This is a genomic window from Fibrobacter sp. UWB5, assembly GCF_002210295.1.
In the GTDB taxonomy this organism is placed as follows: Bacteria; Fibrobacterota; Fibrobacteria; order Fibrobacterales; family Fibrobacteraceae; genus Fibrobacter.
The window spans coordinates 129607-148273 of the sequence record NZ_MWQH01000006.1 but is presented as its reverse complement, the minus strand read 5'-3'; the positions used below and the strand labels follow the sequence as shown (position 1 = coordinate 148273).

Genomic DNA, 18667 nt, shown 5'->3' with positions numbered 1-18667 from the left:
TCGTTCTCCTTTAATGACCGCTCGGCTCTATCGCACTAACAAGAATGTGACATCGCCTCGCTCTCGCCTTCGCGGCTCGTTTATTCTGAGCCGCTTAGGCTCACGAATGCCGCACTCTGGCTTTTGGCTTACTCCCGAAGCCTTTTTTCGGTCTTACTGAACTCCCAATCAGCTCAGTTTCTTCGCCTTCATTGCCAGTTTACACCTGGCAACTTCGGCTTACATTTGGGCACTCTTCGTATAGTACGTCTCCGGGAATGCCTTTGCAGCGCATTGATTGCACAACATGCGAAGCCTTGTTTCGGCAACGGATGTCACGCGGATCTGCGCGCCGCAATCAGCGCACTTCGTGAGAAATACCATGGAAAGCGGAGTGGTCGAGGTAGTAGTGCCGCGAGCCTCGCCCACCTTGTGTACCGTATTACGGAATACGATTTCGCCGTCTGCATTCTGGATGATTTCACGAGTGATGCAGCAGTCGAAACTGCGTCCGCGACGATTGCGCATACGCATGTTGAAGCTGGCATTCACGGTGTCATTGCGGAATGCGTTCCAGTCGCTTGCATGGCGGTACAGGTCGGTAACGTAATGCCACTGCAGTTCCGAAGGCTCAAAACCGAACATACGGCAAAAGCGCCTGTTTCCGCTCAAAAGGCGGCCGTGTTGGTTGACCTCAAAGTAGGCCAATTCGATAGAGTTCTCTGTCATCATTGTGCGCCTCCTTTTAGATAGTGCCGGTACAAGACGTCGGCAGAACTGATCGCTTTGTTCCCCAATCGCGCATCTATAATAGAGATATCCAAGTCCTTATCGCCGAATATGAACGGCGTTTCAAAAATGTTGTCGGCAGTAATGTAGTTGATGTCTGCAATCTTGGTAAGAATCTGTTCGGCAATCAGGAAGCCGTCCTTGTAGAGCATCACGTGCTTACCGTCCCAAACGCCGGTCACGGTGATTTCTTTACCGACTTCAATCGTTGCCGAAGATACGACAGCCTTGTCATGGCAAGAGGTGAAATCGAATCCGTTCCCGATAAAGAAAGCGAAAGCGGGTTCCTGGACATGGCATGACGATTTTGTAATGGCGAGGTTGAACAAGCCCTTCTTACCGAAAACGTTCTTGCTAAACCTGAGAGTTTCAGGGAAGGACGTTACCTTAAAGGTGATTTCGAAAGTGAGTTCTTCAAGACCTTCAGCAAAGACGAGAGAATCGTTTACGACGCTTTCGTTTGCCGGCATGTTAGATTCGCTCCAGTGATATACGAGACCGTAATCAGGATCGTTCGGCAAAAGGATGACTGCATCGGAATTGTTGTCCGTCGTATCCTGCGGAGGAATTGTTGTCGCGGAGGTGTCCGGTGGATCAAAAACCGGGCCCGGACCAGGCGTCATACCGCTTACGGGCGGCATTTCGACAGTCTGAACGGGCGGAGCTTCAAGATCTTCGGCGTCAACATCGTCTGCTACGCTTGTCGGAACAGGACCCACGACATTAATGCCTGAACCATATACCAAATAGTAATTGGATTCAGAAACGTATCCGTTTGTGGTCACGGATTTTACGATGAACGAACGGGTTCCTTCAGGAATTGCCAATTCAAACGAACCGTCTGAATTACCCTGTACGACGAACGTGCTATCTTTTAAAGCAACTTCGATAGATTTGGTGGTTCCTTTGTCTGTTGCTACGTAACCCTTGATGGAATAGGAGGATTTAACAGGAGTAACATCGACAATAGGGGTCGGAGTAAGGGCTGAGTCATGTCGGTCAACGTTTACCGGATCGAGATGAACAGAATCCACCGATTGAACAAGCGTATCACCAATAGGAAGATTTGCATCGGCAACGTGGATGCAATAGGTGGTATCATTTCTTGTGTAGCAATTTTTGGGATCGGTATTCGGTTTGATGTTGGCACTATTTTCGGTTTCGATTTCGTCCGCAACACCTGCTACCGTATTCTGTTGCTCGTCTACGCCACCAGCCCAAAAAACTCCGCATGCAGATAGCGTGAATGCGAAAGAAGCAACAGCCCAATGGCCAAGACTTATTTTATAATGCCTAGTCATGGTGCTCCTCCTCGGGCAAGGTATTGGTGAGGGGGAACAACTGCACGTTCAGTCTGTAAACGCGTTCTTCGCCAGAATCTTCCATCACGATCGAGCTGATGCGACGACGGAATTCGGCAATTTCTTTAGTAATCTTTTCGTAGGCGGTTTCGGAAATGCCAATGGTAAGGCCGGAGATGTCACGTTCTTTGACCGGAACCTGGTCAAGGCTTTGAACGCCGAGCTCGCCCATTTGACGGTGCATTTCACGGATAGCGAACGAGGCGACATCGAGGTTGCCTGTAGTTATGGAGCGATTGGTCTGGCTGTAATGGCCCTGCTCGTCTTTATTGAGGAATCCGTTTTTTTCGAGCAACTTCAAGGAACTCTTGACGTGGGCGGCATCGCTTTCAAAGACGAGCTCCCCCGCCATCTGGGCGGGTGTTGCGCCATCCAGGCGCGGGGCCATTTCGCGAAGCACCGGATTCAGCCAGCTTCCGTAATAGTCGTATTGCTCTTCGCCCACGAGCACAAAAGAATTCTCGTTGGCAATAGCGCGCATTTCGGAAAAAATCTTTTTCTTTGCGGCAGAGGATTTTTCTTGATTGAGGGCGACCAAGTGTCTGAAATACTGCAGTTCGACACCGACAAGTCCCATGGCAGAGGCGACGCGTTCGATACCCGCTTCGCTCAAGTTTGCCTTACTGTCGCAAACAAGCTTCAAAAACACAGGTGAGGAATAGCCTGCGGCCTTTGCAAAGTCGCGCCATGTAAAACCGGAGCGTTCCTTACGCTCGGCATAATAGTCGCGAATATAGACGCGGTAGCTTGTGTATTCCATCACAGGTTTCATGCTTCTTAATATATAATCTTTTCTTAACAAAGTCAATAGACTATGATACAAAAAGTTAAAAATTCTTTTAAAAACTACATAAACCGGCGTTTTTGTATCGGATTTAAAGATTTTTCATGATACAAACATGCAAAATCCATTGATAAAAGTCATAAAATAACGCAAAAAAAGGCCCTCGGAGATCATCCGAGGGCTAAAACTTGTATCATGAATCGGGGCTTTTACCCACGACTGTGGGCGTAGTTCTCTTTCTTGTCTTCGTACATGAGGGCATCGGCTTCGCGCATCGCCTTACGGACGTCTCCCCCGTTTTCGTCGTGGTAGAACCCGATAGCGAAACTCACGTTGCCCTTGACCTTGGATTTTTTGCGGAGCGTTTCGACTCTAGCTTCAAGGCTTTCCTTGGGAACATCGATTGCCACGACGACAAATTCGTCGCCACCTGCACGGTAGATTTCACAATCCGAGAAGGTCTGCTTCAAGATCTCTGCGGCGCTCTTCAAGAGGGCGTCGCCGGCATTATGGCCTTCGTTGTCGTTAATGGGCTTTAGTCCGTTCAAGTCGGCGAAAATCACGGAAACAGTCCTGTAATGGACTTCGCCGCTTACAAATTGAAGCACCCTGTTGTTCATGGCGTTACGGTTGTTCACGCCGGTCAACAAGTCTTCGTTGCTCAAGAATCTAAGGCGCTGCACCAGTTTGTAGCTGGCCACTTCGGAGGCAATAAAGAAGGTAACCAGTTCAAGGGTTTCTTTAATGCGTAAGACCTTGGAGGTGTCGAAATTGGTCACCCAAATGAATCCGACAAATTCGTTGTTGTGCATCAACGGCAGCAAAACCAGGCTTTCGACACCGGCAGACATCATTGTTTTATGCCAGTTCGGGTTTCTCTGGCGAATGATTTCCATGTCCGCTTCGTTCTGGATAATCAGGCAGTTGCTGCCTTTAAGTGTTTCTATCCAGGATTCCGCGATATAGATATATTCGTTGTTGAATACCCTATCAAGATCCAGCGGAGGCATGTCTTGCCTTCGGGCACAAGTCAAAATGGAGCAGGTTCGTTCCTTGAAATCGGTCTGCAACACGCTGCAGGATTTTGCATCGCAGATCTTGCGTACATCTTCAATCACCTCGTCCATGGTTTTCCTGAAATCCTTTGAACCGCGCAGCTTGATGCATGCCTTGAGGACGTTCTGCGAGATTTCAGAAGAAAGCCTTGTCGAAGTGTCGAGGTCTTCTTCGGGCTGGATTTCAAGGGTAAAGACGCAATAGCCCTTTTCGTCGTCTTCGACATCGACGGGCATTAAGAACTGATTAATGCAAAAATTAAAGCGCTCCGGGCGAATGTAAGCGTGAACCGGTTTATGCAGAATGGCGCTCTGGTAAACGAACTTCTCGAAGTTCAGTTCCTTTTCCATGTACCGTTCATAATTGGAGCCCGGAACAAAAGTCTGGGTGAATACGGAATTGCCGTCCTCGTCTTTTTTTTCCATGGATTTGATATAGATCTGGTTACCCGCTTCGATGCGGATAGTCCCGATACTTCCATCGGTACGCTTTTCTACCGATAGAATACTCGTCATCGTCGGAAAAGATTCAACGAATTTTTGCAATTCTTCTTTTTTCATTTTCGTCTTAATTCAGGGAATCGGTCGTAGTATTGTTTTTTGTCTTCGTACATAAGGGCGTCGGCTTCGCGCATTGCAACACGGATGTCACCACCCTTGTCATCATAGTAAAATCCTACCGCAAAGCTGACATTTTGGGGGTCCGCCGAGTCCTTCCGGATTTTTTCGACGAGCGATTCAATCTCTTTTCTAGGTTTGTCCAAGGCGATAATCACGAACTCGTCGCCACCGGCTCGGTAAATTTCACACCCTTCGAACGTCAACTTGAGAATCAAGGCGGCTTCTTTCAGCAGGCAGTCTCCTGCGTTGTGGCCTTCCTTGTCGTTAACAGGTTTAAGCCCGTTCAAGTCGGCAAAGACAATGCCAATCGATTCAGGCTTGCGCTCGCGACCGGTAACCATACGGAGAACTCGGTTGTTCATAGCGTTACGGTTCATGACTCCCGTCAACAAGTCTGTCGAACTCAGCATTTCAAGGCGCTGTAGAAGTTGATAGTTGGCAATTTCTGAGGCTATGAAGAATGTCGTAAGTTCAAGAGTTTCTTTAATGCGGTCGGTATCCTTGGTGTCGAAGTTGGTCGCCCAAATGAATCCGACCGTCTCGCCATTGTACTGAAGCGGGAACAGAACAATGCTTTCCACTTCGGCGCTTTTTAACGACCTGTACCAATTGGGATTGCGCAGCTTGACTTCGTTCATGTCGTTTTTGTCTTGAATGACTAGACAATTGCTTCCGTCAATGGTTTTAAGCCAGGTTTGGGCATATTCAATAAAGGAGTCGTCCAAAAAACTCTTGAGGGAATGCTGAGGCACGCCTACCGCAATATCTTCGCTTAAAAGACTGCAGGTCCTTTCTTTAAAATCAGTAAGCATGACACAGCAATAGCTTGCTTCGCAAGCGATGCGAATATCATGGATGATTTCATCCATCGTTTTCAGGAAATTCGTAGAACTACGAAGCTTGATGCAGGTCTGCAAGACTTGCGAAGTTGTCTTGGCCGACAAATTGGTCATCTGCTCGGTATTTGCTTCGCTCGACAGTTCTTGGGTGTAAGTACAGTAATACTTGTCTGGATCGTCGATATTCAGTGGCAGGCTGAAAATATTGAACCAGACTGGAAAACGGTCCGGATGAATGTAGGCGTGCATTGGTTTTTTGTTGACTGCGCTGGCTACAACAAAATGTTCAAAGTTTAAATCCTTCGGGAGATAGGTCGTGTATTCGCATCCGGGAACAAATCCATTCTCGTCTTTCATGGCTATGGGGGCGTTTGCTTTGTCAAAAGAAGCAACATATGCAGGATTTCCCACTTCGATTCGTATTTTCCCGTAAGACCCGTCTGATTTTTTTTCAACAGACATGATACAGGTCATCGAATCGAACTGATCGACATATTCCTGTAGATCCATATTAACAGCCCTCCATGTGTATTATGTCTGTGACATCATCCTTCTTAATGTATTATAATAGCACTTTTTCAAAGAAAAAGTGCTTTATTTGTAAAAAATATTAGACTTTTTTTATTTCAACTTGGAATATTCACGGGTGTGAAGGTTACTTGGACAAGTCCTTCACCACCATGATTCCGCTGCGTTCGATTTTGGGGTACTGGCGCATGCCTTCGCCACCACGCCCCTTGTCGAGCACCTCCAGAAGCTCACCCTTGGTGGAATACAAATGCAATTCCCAAGGGCCATTCGGGGCGTTAAAATAGCCCGAATTCTTCTGCACATTGCGCTGGAAGGTTCGGTTGAGGCGGTCTTCTACGCTGCGGGCCTGCACAAGCGAAATATCGCTGAGTTCCCAAGAAATCGGTACCCCGCCCATATCGTAAATCAACAAGGCATCGGGGTCCGTATCTTCTTTCATGGTAAACTTCCAGCTAAAGCTCTGCCAGCTGGTACTCAAGTCCAGGATACGGCCGTTGGCGTAGGGCGTATATTCTTCGGAATCTCGCTTGATATTCACATTCAGGGTGCGGGGCTTGTCAGCCTTGGCGCGCATGCTGAAAATGTAGGTGATACCTTCGCGGAGCGAAAGTTTCTGCTTGAACTGCAGGTTCCAGGATTCCTTGCCTGCCTTCTTGATGTCAAAACGGACAACGCCGTTCGTGACCTTGACGTCGGCCTTGCCGCCCCAGAAGTCCACTTGCCAGTTGGTTAGCGGTTCGTCGGCAGAAAAATCGCCGTTTTGAATCAGATTTGCATCGATTGCCTGGGAGCCTGTATCAAAATTCTTTTCTTGAATGAATGTCGGAATGACGCTCGTGTTCTGGATGCCGTTTGGGTTATCGACGCAGACTTCCTTGCCCCAGCCCACCAGGGTATTGAATGAGCTGTGGACTGTCATATCCATTTCGGGGCTGTCAAAGTTACCCGGACCCCAGCTCCAGGCGAGCCAGCCGATGCTCAGGCGTTCGGCTTCGGCCATAATGAACTTATACGGGATTTCCTTGACATCGCCAGCGGCAACAGGAGCGAATTCGCCTACGATCAGCGGCAAATTCTTTTCGACGGAGGCTTCGAGCACGCCGCGGATTCGGTCTTGAACGGTAGCGTAGCCCGTAGCTTTCGGATCGTGACGTTCCGAGGGCCACCACATGTGCAGCGAGAACAAAAGGTTGTGTTCCGGGTCGGCTTGCAAGAGCTTGGGGCCCACTTTGAGCAGGTTCTTTTCGCTTTGGCCCCACTGGTCGGCGTCAATCATCAGCGGAATGCGGATGTTGGCGGCGCGCATCCTGGTGACAATGGAATTATAGACGGTGAAGAATTCGTCTGCGGACTTGGATTCTGCGCCCGGTTCGTTACCGATATTCAAAATCAAGTACTGCTGGTGATTCGAAATCATCTGCACCGTTTCTTCGCGGAGCCAGAAATCGACGGCATCGCTCAAGCGTTCCCAGTTACCCGTCGTATCGTGAATTTCGGGAATGGGAATCATTCCGTTGCTAATGCACTGTGCAATGATGTTGTCAAGGTCGCTTACGCGGCCGCGGGTGTTCCAAACGATTCTGACGCAGTTGGCACCCGTCTTGGCGATTTCGGGAATGGTTTTTCCTTCGCGGTCTGTCCAAATAAACATGTGGTTGATTCCGCGAAGAATAACCTTTTCGTTGTCCTTACTGTATAAAAAGCGATCCTGTACAAAAAATCCCGGTTTAGCCGAAACCATATTCATAGCTTCAAATTCTCCATTTTTCCAAAAGAAAAATACAATTATTTGCCGAAATGGGAGTGATTTTTTTGAAAATCACACCAAAAATGGTTGGAAGGGTTTCAACAACGGGAAAATTGTCTTTCGGGCAGGTGTTTCCAGTAGTACACTGGCAGACAGCGCTTCAGGAGTTTCGGGTTTTCACGCTCCTTGATAGCGATTGACTTGTAGTAATCTTGCCAAAGTCGGACCATTTCGTCGGGCGGAGTGGCCTTGGTGACCGCATCCAGGTTCGGAATGGTGATTTCGGCAAGCTGGTGCCCCGCATAATACACGCCGAAACCGCGCTTGGAATCGTATATTGCCCACTTTTCGTTGGCAAATCGCCCGCGAAAGTGCCCCACAATCAGGTCCAGAATGTCATATTTGGGCTCGATTTCGGCGAAATACGTGCCGTCAGAGGTCTTGCTGAAGCGTACGAGCCCGAGCATGCCCCCCGCCTCGTGGCGTACAGCGCGGGCGGTCAAGAACAGCGGAAGCATTTCATCGGAGGTCGGGTTCTTGGCGTATTTCGGGTCCTTGCCGTCAAAAACCTTGCGAAGATAGGCTAGAATCTTCATCTCGATTCCCTCTTCCTCGGAGCGGAACGCCACATGCAAAAGATCCAAAATATCGGCGCTGGCATAATTTTCAATAGCCCGTTTGAGCCGGGCCGCCTCATCTTCGGACGTTTCGATGCGGAAAGGCTGCATAAACAGGTTGCAAGGAGTCGTGCTGCGGTCTCCATGAATCTCACCCACCTCCAAGTGCTGGCGGTAAATCTCGAAGACCACGCTCAAGAATCCGTCAAATGTTGAATCGTAAGAGATAGAAAGCATGATTTTACGCCGGCAAAGCTAAAGGTTGATTAGAGAACAAATCTAGCTGCAAGGGCTGGGGCTTGGGGAGCAGCAAAGGTCGGACCATTTCAGGGTAAAGCCTGCGCAAACAGGCGGGAGTATCCGGATGGTAAATAAAGTACTGCGCCCGCTTGAGCACGACTCCCATCTTTTTCAGGTGCTCCAGTCGGATTTTAGAGAACCGGCGACCCGAAGCGATCAATTGGGCCGATTTCACGCCAATACCTGGCACGCGCAAGAGCATTTCGTAGTCGGCGGTTTGAATGTCGATGGGGAAAAATTCAGGGTGGCGCAATGCCCAAGCAGCCTTTGGGTCGAGATCCAAGTCTAGATTCGGGTGCGCCGGGTCGACCACTTCATCAAAGCCGAACTTGTAAAAACGCATGAGCCAGTCGGCCTGATAAAGCCTGTGTTCGCGAACCAGGGGCGGCTTGGTCGTTAGTGCAGGCAGGCGCTTGTCGGCGTTGAGCGGTACATAGCCCGAAAAATACACGCGCTTCATTTGCTGCTGCTTGTAGAATCTATTCGAAAGGGTCAGGATTTGCAAGTCCGACTCCCCTGCCGCCCCCACAATCATCTGCGTGCTTTGACCAGCCGGCAAGAACTTTGGCGAATAGCGGGAATGGTCCGTCTTGTATTCCAGCTTGCGTTCGGCTAAAAAATTCATGGGGGCGAGAATCGAGGCATGATTCTTTTCGGGAGCGAGGTATTGTAGCGCCCTGTCGGTCGGAATCTCGATATTCACACTGCTGCGGTCGGCATAAAGCCCAGCTTGGTACAGAAGTTCGCGGCTGGCTCCGGGAATCGCCTTCAGGTGAATGTATCCGCCGAATTTATGGACGGTGCGCAGTTCCTTGGCCACTTGAATCAGCATTTCCATGGTGCGGTCAGGGCTGCCCACCACCGCCGAACTCAAGAAAAGCCCCTCGATATAGTTGCGGCGGTAGAATTCCAACGTCAGGTTGATGAGTTCCTTGGACGTGAATGTAGCTCGCGGAATATCGTTGCTACGGCGGTTAATGCAATAGGCGCAATCATACTTGCAGGCATTGCTCATGAGCACCTTCAAAAGCGAAATACAGCGCCCGTCAGAAGACCAGGTATGGCAAATACCCGCGCTACAGGCGCTCCCGAGTCCACCCTGGGGCGCTTGCCGCTTGGACCCGCTCGAAGAACACGACACGTCGTACTTGGCCGCGGCCGAAAGGATATTCAACTTTTCGCGTATGTCCATAAATGCCTTTTTGTTTAGTTGCACCTTTGTTCACTAAATATAAGTATAACTGCACAAAAAAGCAAGTGGTATTTTCGGGTTCAAGCAAGCAAAAATGCATATTTTTACAATTAATTAATTTCGTTGGGCAGCCAAACTGAAGAATACTCAAGTTTTCTATATTCGCGAGCATGAAAATTCGCGCTACCCTGTTAACTTGTGCTTTATTCTTGGTAAATGCAAACTCCTCTGAAATTCACCCGTTTCTACGCGGATTTCTTCCCGCAGACGTAAACGTTTCGAGGGTCCTTGACGGGGGCAATTCCAAAACAGAGTATAGCACCGGTTTTACAGGCGAAGTTGGCGCAGAATTTTTAGCCGAAAAGGAATCTTCTCCATTCTACTTCGGTGGCGGAATCGGCTTTATGAATGCTCAGAGGAAAGACAAACTGAAACTGACGCCAAGCACTATTCCCATATGGGGGGCGCTTTCCCTGAGATCTACGAAAAGCTTTAAAGATATCGCACCCTACGGGACGCTGCGCGCAGGCTGGCTCTTGCCGGCAACTACCGCTAGTGCCTGGTGGGAAAAGCCAAAAAATTTCATGGTCGATGCGGGCGTCGGATTCCATTATGCCCCAGGCGTAGGTCTTGAATTTAGCTACACCTTTACAAGCCTCGAGAAAAGTTTCGAAAAGAAAGACTTGTCTTATAGATTCTCTTCGGGCAGATTTGGTGCTTCATGCTACTGGAGCTTCGAAATCACACACAAGCATAACTACGTGCCCAACGAGGGCACGACTCCTGAAGACGAAGAATAGTTACTAGCGTTTGATACCCGTACGGATGGACCGGGTCTCCTTGTGACCATCCGCGAACTTGAACTGGATTTTCCAGATGTAAACACCTGTTCCGGCTAGGCGGTTGTCCATGGTTCGCTGATCCCATTCAATGAAGCTAAGGCCTTCTTCATTTTTTCTGTTGAACTGCGCAACAACGTTCCCGAGATTACTAAAAATGGTCACTTTAGCCTTGTAACTCAGCCTAGCTTCCACCTTGACGGCAGACTTGCTGCCACGGGCTACTGCAGGAGCGCCCTTGAAGGTATAGATATAGATATCGCCATCGTCGCCTTCTATAGAGACTCCGCCAATGGCCGGTGCATTGCCAGCTGCATCCTGGAAGGGGGCTTCAGGATTCGTCATGAGGCAATGCCCCACGTGGATATTGACTTGGTGCGGAATCACCATGGTCCAGACCTTACCGGACTTGTCCAGCTTTGGACTTTGTTCGAGGGAAACTGGATGCATCTTGCCGTTGTCGCAGGATTCTGCATACTGGAACATATTGCTCCAAGCACTGCGTTTTTTGTCGAATGCTTTGGCTCCGCCTGGAATTTTTACGGGTTCAGACAAGGTCACCACCAGTGTATCCGGCGGGATATCCGCCTTTCCATTCAGGTAATCCTTGTCCCTTATTACGCCGGGGTGTTTTTCCGCACGCACGGGCACGGGGCCAACCTTGTCGGATAGAGTTACCTTCTGGATTGCAGAAGACGTATTCCTGGAAATCTTGACAAATTTTTTGCCCGTAGAATCCACGGCGGTAACACCGTATTCAAAGGGGCTTTCTAGTGCTGCATAGATCAAATCGCCATCTTCGGAGATCTCCATGTCCCGGCTGGCCACTTCGCGACCATCATCTTCGGATTCTCCCCAGAACAATGTATCAATCTTTAGCTGTTCATGGAGAATGGACTTTGCGAAATGCACGCGCACAAAGTCGGCGCGGCCATCCAGATCCTGGTCCTGGATTTCTGCAGAAACCGCAGGAATGAACTCATAGAACACCACGATGGAATCTCGGCTATCCAAGGCAGAGTTGTCCTTGCCTATCTGCATACGGATGACCGCACGGTTGGCGTCGGCATCCAAATCCATTGCGGCATCCAGCACATCGTCCTTCTGGTCTTCGGTGCTAGTCACAAACCTGAAGGAGCCTCGGCCCTCGAACTCGCCCGAATGAACGTCCGTCTCGATGGCGGGCACCCATAAGGTATCCCCCAGGTCCGTAAACAGAGCCACCGTGATGGTGTCTATCTTGCTGTAAGTGGGGCTTACCGTATTCAGGCTGAAGGCAAAATCCACTTCCGTCGTTTCTACGGAATCGATATCCCTGACAAAGTCCTCTTCAAGGAACACGTATTCCACTTTGACAAAGTTCGCCGTCACGGAGCAGTCGTCACCGACTTTTACAGTAGTTGACAATGATGCAGGGTCTGCAACAATACATTTTTTCGAAGTCGAAACCCACTTGTCAAAGACATAGCCTGTATCTTCAACGGCGCTAAGGCTAACTTTTGTGTCTATGTCTACAGTTCTGCTTCCAGGAGATTTAACGTGGCCGCCCGTACCGCCAGCAATTGTCACGTTATGGGTCTTAACGAAATTTGCGGTAACATTACAATTATCAGATACCTTTACAGAAGTCGACGTTTTGGTTGTTTTGGATATAACGCAAGACGCATTGTCAGATGTCCATTTGTCGAAGCGATAGCCAGAATTGGGTGTGGCAGAAATCGAATTACGGGAGCCTTTGTCGACAGTTTGGTCCTCATCCGGAGAAACTGTTCCGCCAGCGTCTATATTTGCACGAACAGAGAAGGTGTATGTTTTTACAAATGTTGCTTTCACGCTGCAATCATCAGACACCTTTACAGAGGTAGAATTGCTGGCAGTGTCGGCTATGACGCAAGACTCATTGTCAGAGGTCCACTGGTCAAAGCGGTAGCTGGAATCAGGTGTAGCCGTTATTTGAAGAGTTGCCCCCGAATCGATTGGCATATATGTTGACGGAGAGGTGGTGCCTCCTGTGCCGGCGGATACATCTATATACTGGATCTTGACGAAATTTGCCGTTATATTGCAATCAGCAGAAACACTTACAGTAGTTGAATCGCTGGTAGTGTCGGCGATGACGCAAGACGCATTATCAGTAGTCCACTTGTCGAAGCGGTAGCTGGAATCAGGTGTGGCGGTTATAGTGTTGTCAGAGCCGTAATCTACAGTTTTTGTTCCTGCTGAAGATACGCTCCCTCCCGTACTAGTGGATACAGTCAATTCTTGTGTCTTGACGAAATTTGCCGTTATGTTACAATTGCCAGATACCTTTAAAGAAGTCGATGTGCTGGCTATATCGGCTATGACGCAAGATGCATTATCAGTAGTCCACTCGTCAAAACGATAGCCAGAGCTGGGTGTGGCTGTAATCGCTTTTGAAGAGCCCTTGTCGACAGCTAGGTAACCATACGGAGAAGTACTTCCGGCTTCTGCTATGTTCGCTGCAATAGAGAAGGTGTTTCTTTCCACAAAGCTTGCCGTTACGGTACAGTTGCCTTTGACAGTCACCTTCGTATAAGAGTCGGTCGGATCTGCAACAGTACAGCTGGTACTAGAGGACGTCCATTTGTCGAAACGGTAGCCATATTGAGAAATGGACGCCGAAATGTCAACCTTTGAACCGGTATCCACGGTTTTAGACGTAAAGTTCGTTGACCCGCCGGTCCCCGCGACAAGTTTCAGTTCGTAAGTACGAACAAAATCGGCCCTTATCTTACAGGTTTCACGAACGTGAACATTCGTGGTTGCGGAAGTTTCATCAATAACAGAACATGCACTACCGCCTGATACCTTGACCCACTTGTCGAAACGGTAACCGCTATTGGGTTTTGCCGTAACACTGACCTCAGCCGAACCGCCCGAATACGTTCTCTTGGTCGTTTCGGTAGTTGTTCCGCCAGTCCCCGCAGTAATCGTGAGCTCGTAGAACTTGTAATAGGAAGGCCTAATGGTGCAATCATCGTTAACCGTCACATAGGTGGTTGCTGCACTTCTATCATCGATGGGGCAATTGGTAGCCTTGCTCCACGTGACAAAGACATGGGTATTGTCGGGAGTAGCCGTGATTTTCACCTTTGTACCCGCATCGACTGTTTTGGGGGAAGAGGGTGAAATTGAGCCGCCAGTGGCAGTGCCAATGGTCAATACCGCGGTCTTTACGAAATTGGCCTTGATTTTGCAATCGCCATTAACTGTTATGGTTGTTTTTTTTGAATTTTTATCTGCTATTGAACAGTTTCCACTACCCGATGAGAAGGTCCAATTTTCGAATCTATAAGAATTATCGGGTGTTGCAGAAATGTTAACTTTAGAACCGACATCAACAGTTTTTGAGGAAGAGGGTGAAATAGAGCCACCAGTAGTACTGCCAATGGTCAATACACCTATCTTTACGAAATTGGCCTTGACAGTGCAATGGTTTTCATACGGTACGGATATGGATGTACTTTTTGAATTTTTATCTTCAATTGAACATTTTTCACCACCCGATGTAACGGTCCAATTTACGAATCTGTAAGATTTGTCGGGAGTTGCAGTGATTTTAACATAATATCCATAATAAAGATAACTATCACCATAGGAGTAATATCCTGCTCTTCCGTGACCTCTTACTCCGTTGTCGCTTTCGCGATAGCCTCCAAACTCGCAATCCTTTTCTAAGTCTTCTTCTCCAATAACAGAACCTCCTGTACCAGCTTGTAGTGTAATGTTCGTAAACACCCTATTTACCTTGACTACACATCCCTCCCCCTTGAGTTTCAAAGTTGTCAACTCCTTACTCGCATCTGTAAAAGAACAATCCCCGGACACGACTGTCCAGCCGGTAAACTTATGATGCCCCATTGTATAGGATTTCAAAGACGTCTCGGATTTATTCGACTCCATTGCCGTACAGGATTTGTCTGAATGAACAGGATCTGTGGCAGATTCAGAATAACAGGTAAATTCAGAACGCACATACCCGTTTTCTGAATAAATATCACCACCACAAGATTGTAAAACGTCAAACTTGTATTTGTATTCCTCAGCCAACGAAGTTGTGCTGCTCAACAGCAAAAGGACAAAGATGACTTTAGTTAGTAACAATTTTCTCATACTCACCGCTGAATTTAGAATTATCTTATTCTTTTTTTTCTGCACAAAAAAAATAAGACCCCGAAGGGCCTCATTTTTTAGATGAATTTAAGAGACTATTTTACAAAAATCTTCGCATTTCGGGCATAGCGGGCACTTTCCATGCGCACCACATAGTTACCCTTGGCCAGGTGAGCGAGGTTGATGCTCTTGGAAGAAGCCACCGTCTCGGCGAAAGATTCTACCAAGTGGCCCATCATGTCGAACACCTGTACGCGGAGCATAGCGGGCTTCGGCAGCACGACGACCAGTTCGTTGTTGGCATAACCGAATTCGAAAGTCGGCTTGACAGTAGCGACAATTGAAGACTTTTCGCTGCTGGAAGATTTCCCCTTCTTGCTGGAGGAGCTGCTTTCGTCTGTCGAGCTAGAACTCTTGGCCTTTTCGGAGCTAGAGCTCTTGGAGGTGGACTTTTCAGAGCTGGAGCTTGTAGGCTTCGTTGTTTCGCTGCTGGAGGAGGTTTCCTTGCTGCTAGAAGAAACTGCCTTATCGGAGCTGGAGCTTGTGGGCTTAGTCGTTTCGCTGCTGGAGGAGGTTTCCTTGCTGCTAGAAGAATCGATCTTTTCGGAACTAGAAGAAGTTGCCTCAGAAGAACTGCTCGAAGCCTTAACAACATTGATTTTGCCAGTTATGGTCGTCTTTTCAGAATAGATATCCGTCAGTTCCAACGTATAAACGTATTCCTTGGCGGCCGATTCAGCATTCACAGTACCATAAATCTTGACCTGACTCTTTTCCGCAATTTGTTCCACTTGCAAATCAGCGGGGAATCCAGAACCCTTCACGGATTTCAAATGCTCATATTTGTAAACCATCGGAACAATGTCCTGGCCGGCAACAACCGTTTGATTGGCGCTACCTTCGACAAGATCGAACTTCATTGTCACCGGAAGCACATTGATTGTTGCTTCTGCTGTCGCACTGTTGTCGGCACCCTTGATTGCAACCTTAACCGTATAGGAACCCTTGGCGTCTTCTTTGATTTTACCGACAACGTACACCGTATTGTTTTCGGGATAGACTTCATAGCCCCCCGGGAATCCAGTCAATTCAACAAGTTCCGTCATATGTTCAACTTTGAAAACGATCGGTTCGATTGAATCGCCTGCGGTTACCGTCTGGGTCGCATTTTCACTGACTTCAATCTTTGTCTCAAAGACCTTGTGAGTCACTTCAACGGTTGCCTGGGCTTTGGCAGTTTCTTTGCCATCCGTGACTTCCAGCTCGATGGTGTAGGTCCCGTCTTTCGCATTTTCGTCAATATTGCCCGAGACCGTGATGATCATCTTTTCGCCGTCTGCCGAAGCAGAAAATTTTCCCGCCGGAATCTTTGTGAGCTGGTAATTATTTGCACCCGTAAACGAGAACAAGATCGGTTTGATCGCTTCGCCGGCGGTCACTTTCTGAGTCGCGTTTTCTGCGACACTTACGGAAACTGGTGCGCCTGTGACATTGAACGTAATTTCGACTTTAAGCGTATCTTTTTCGTTGTCTTGCTTTATGCCACGAACAATATACTTATACTCGCCAGAGGCAGTGTTTGCGTCTACCTTACCGCTAATTTTAATAATCTGGTTTTCATTATCCCTGTCATACTTAACTCCAGAGGGCGAACTGCCAAAAATGAACGATTTAATGCCGGAATATTCAATTTCAATTTCCGAAATGGATTCGCCCGCCTTGACAGACTGAGTGGTTTCGCCCTTGATGACTTTGAGAGTTGTCGGCCTTGCTTTTAAATTGAATGTAAAATACGTAATGGCAACTTTGCCATATTCATCTTCTACTAAAATGTAGGACTTGATTGTTTCGGGTTTAAGATTCCGTTTAATTTTTCCAGCAACCGTACAAAGAGTTGTTTTGTTTTTTGAATCGTTATCGCAAGTTGCAGACAAGCCCAAATCCGAGAAAACTGGTGTTTCTCGCACACTTTTGACATTTGTGTATGAAATTTTTGTCGGTGTAATTTCATCGCCCACAGTCACAGTCTGTTCGAGTTGGCCCGAAACGACTTCTTGTGTGATTATTGTAGAAACTTCTAACTCTTCTGCAAGAGCTGCTGTTGCAAAGAACAAGGCTATTGCCAATGAAATCAGTTTTTTCATGATTTCCTCCTTCATAATTCCATTTTTACTAAAAAATACAAACTTTTTGACATGGCTGCCAGTGTCTCGGTTAAGATTAGCCCGTTGGCAGTAAATTTTTTTATTTTATGACCATGCAATTCGTTGAAAAATTGCGGGAAAAGCCCGCTGTTCAAAAATTAGAGAAATTCTTTCCGGCTATAGCTTTTTTGGGCGGCTTTGCGTGGGATTCCATTACGCTCGGCCAGATGGTTTACGGCACCGATATTTTGATTTTGCTCGCCTACTACACGGGTGCGCTTATTTTGGTGATTTTGCTTTCGGCCCAGTTGGAACACCCCGAAGGCTGGACTAAGGAACGCTTGCAGGCGCTTGCCAAGGCGCAAGCGAAGCCCGCTGTAGCAAAAACAGCCGTTCCGCAAACGGCTCCCGTCCAAAAATCGGCAAAGCAAGTTGAACCAACGGCCGAAAAGCCTGTTCTGAACGCCGTCGAGGAATCTATAGCCGATCCCGAAATAAAGACGGAAGAATCTCGTTTTAGAAGGGCCGCCGCATTCATCGCAGAAAAAACGCCCGCCCGCGCCAAGGAAGCCGCTAACCGCGCCGCCCTTGAAGCAAAAGAAGCGACAGCCAAGGCCGCCGCCCTTGCATCTGCAAAAGCCAAGGAAGCGGCAAGCCGTGCCGCCATCGAAGCGAAAGACGCCGCAGTCAAGGCAAAGGGTGCTGCCACCAAGTTTGCCAAGAATGTGGGCTATGAATCAACGGCAATTCCTGAAAACGCAATCGTTGTGCGCCACCGTTTCTTGGACCGCGAATGGAGCGAAACCTGGAAACAGCGCTTTACATGGGCCGTGCAATTCTTCTTTGGAGGCTTGTTCAGCGCCCTAGTGGTCTGCTACTTTAAGAGCAGCGGTTCTCTCGCCTCGTTCTTGCTCGTGATTTTGCTTGCCATTTTGCTTGTCGGTAACGAATTCCTGCAAAAGAAGTACGAAAGCTTCGGCGTAAGCTTGGCGTTCTTCTGTTTGCTGGGCACGATGTTCATGAACTTTGCGATTCCGCACCTTGTTCACCGAATCGGATTCATCTGGTTCCTGATCAGCACCGTACTTTCGTTTGGGCTATGCCTATTTATTTGGAAGATTTCGCACCGCAAAAAATCGATTTTGGTCGCCCCGGCTCTCATCAGCATTTTCTTGATTGTAGCCTACATTATGAACTGGGTGCCGCCTGTACCGCTGGTGCTCAAGCAAAAGCTCGCTTGCCAGAACTTTGACAAGGCAAGTTACAGTTGCGATGTGGACGATCCGAGCCTGCTGCAGATGGTTGGCCTCAAGATTCCGAGTGTACACCGCGTCGACAGCAGCGAAGTGTACTTCTTGACCTCGGTCTATGCGCCGGCAAAACTCAAGGCCGAACTGGAATACCTGTGGTATTACCAGGACCCGAAAACCGGCAAATATTCGTTGACCGACCGTATTTCTTCGGGCCGCATGATGATTAACGGCGGCCGCGAATCGGGCTTTAGGACCTTTACCCGTAAAAAGAATGTTCCTGCCGGCAAATACCGTGTAGAAATCGCCTACAAGAACGGCGCCGTGATTGGCTCGGGAACCTTCGAAGTCTTTAGCGAACCGCCCGAAGACGGCTTTGTACGCGACACATTGAGGTAGTTATGATCGATCCGGAAAACGACCCGATTCTTAACGCGAGTTCTATCAATAGTGAAGACTATTGGTTCTTAAAGTTGAACAATAAT

General features: G+C 48.3%; 12 protein-coding genes. 2 read left to right on the top strand and 10 right to left on the bottom strand.

What is annotated here, in order from left to right:
* Positions 1-219: 219 nt before the first annotated feature.
* From B7989_RS10020 to B7989_RS09985, 8 genes are all read right to left on the bottom strand, one after another.
* Positions 220-711 carry a PAS domain-containing protein gene (locus B7989_RS10020; protein WP_088628361.1) on the bottom strand — a complete coding sequence of 164 codons (492 nt, stop codon included), beginning with the start codon at positions 709-711 and terminating at the stop codon, positions 220-222.
* The gene (locus tag B7989_RS10015; protein ID WP_088628360.1) at positions 708-2069 is read right to left on the bottom strand and encodes a hypothetical protein; all 1362 of its coding nucleotides are present in this window, start codon (positions 2067-2069) and stop codon (positions 708-710) included. Before B7989_RS10015 ends, B7989_RS10020 begins: the two co-directional genes overlap by 4 nt.
* The gene (locus B7989_RS10010; protein ID WP_088628359.1) at positions 2062-2901 is read right to left on the bottom strand and encodes a TIGR02147 family protein; all 840 of its coding nucleotides are present in this window, start codon (positions 2899-2901) and stop codon (positions 2062-2064) included. Before B7989_RS10010 ends, B7989_RS10015 begins: the two co-directional genes overlap by 8 nt.
* A gap of 221 nt (positions 2902-3122) precedes the next feature.
* Positions 3123-4529 (bottom strand): GGDEF domain-containing protein, encoded by a 1407-nt coding sequence (locus B7989_RS10005; protein WP_088628358.1) that lies wholly within the window; start codon positions 4527-4529, stop codon positions 3123-3125.
* Positions 4526-5938, bottom strand: a complete 1413-nt coding sequence (locus B7989_RS10000) for a GGDEF domain-containing protein (RefSeq protein WP_088628357.1) — start codon at positions 5936-5938, stop codon at positions 4526-4528. The genes B7989_RS10005 and B7989_RS10000 overlap by 4 nt, the downstream gene beginning before the upstream one ends.
* 145 nt (positions 5939-6083) lie before the next feature.
* Complete coding sequence (locus B7989_RS09995; protein WP_088628356.1) at positions 6084-7706, bottom strand: cellulase family glycosylhydrolase; 1623 nt, start codon at positions 7704-7706, stop codon at positions 6084-6086.
* A gap of 98 nt (positions 7707-7804) precedes the next feature.
* Entirely contained in the window at positions 7805-8560 is a 756-nt protein-coding gene (locus tag B7989_RS09990; protein WP_233144357.1) for a TIGR03915 family putative DNA repair protein, read from the bottom strand.
* A gap of 4 nt (positions 8561-8564) precedes the next feature.
* Entirely contained in the window at positions 8565-9815 is a 1251-nt protein-coding gene (locus B7989_RS09985; protein ID WP_088628354.1) for a putative DNA modification/repair radical SAM protein, read from the bottom strand.
* A 170-nt stretch (positions 9816-9985) separates the two neighbouring features.
* Between B7989_RS09985 and B7989_RS09980 the strand changes: the two genes are divergently transcribed.
* Positions 9986-10615 carry a hypothetical protein gene (locus tag B7989_RS09980; protein ID WP_088628353.1) on the top strand — a complete coding sequence of 210 codons (630 nt, stop codon included), beginning with the start codon at positions 9986-9988 and terminating at the stop codon, positions 10613-10615.
* Between the two features lie 3 nt (positions 10616-10618).
* Here the strand turns inward: B7989_RS09980 and B7989_RS09975 are convergent, their stop codons facing one another.
* A complete protein-coding gene (locus B7989_RS09975; protein WP_369829057.1) occupies positions 10619-14536 on the bottom strand; it encodes an InlB B-repeat-containing protein in 3918 nt (1305 codons plus the stop codon).
* A 347-nt stretch (positions 14537-14883) separates the two neighbouring features.
* A complete protein-coding gene (locus B7989_RS09970; protein ID WP_144265018.1) occupies positions 14884-16932 on the bottom strand; it encodes a T9SS type A sorting domain-containing protein in 2049 nt (682 codons plus the stop codon).
* Between the two features lie 113 nt (positions 16933-17045).
* On the opposite strand from B7989_RS09970, the gene B7989_RS09965 reads away from it, so the two are divergent.
* Positions 17046-18581: a DUF2914 domain-containing protein gene (locus B7989_RS09965; protein ID WP_158212892.1), complete on the top strand. Its 1536-nt coding sequence runs from the start codon at positions 17046-17048 to the stop codon at positions 18579-18581.
* Positions 18582-18667: the final 86 nt, after the last annotated feature.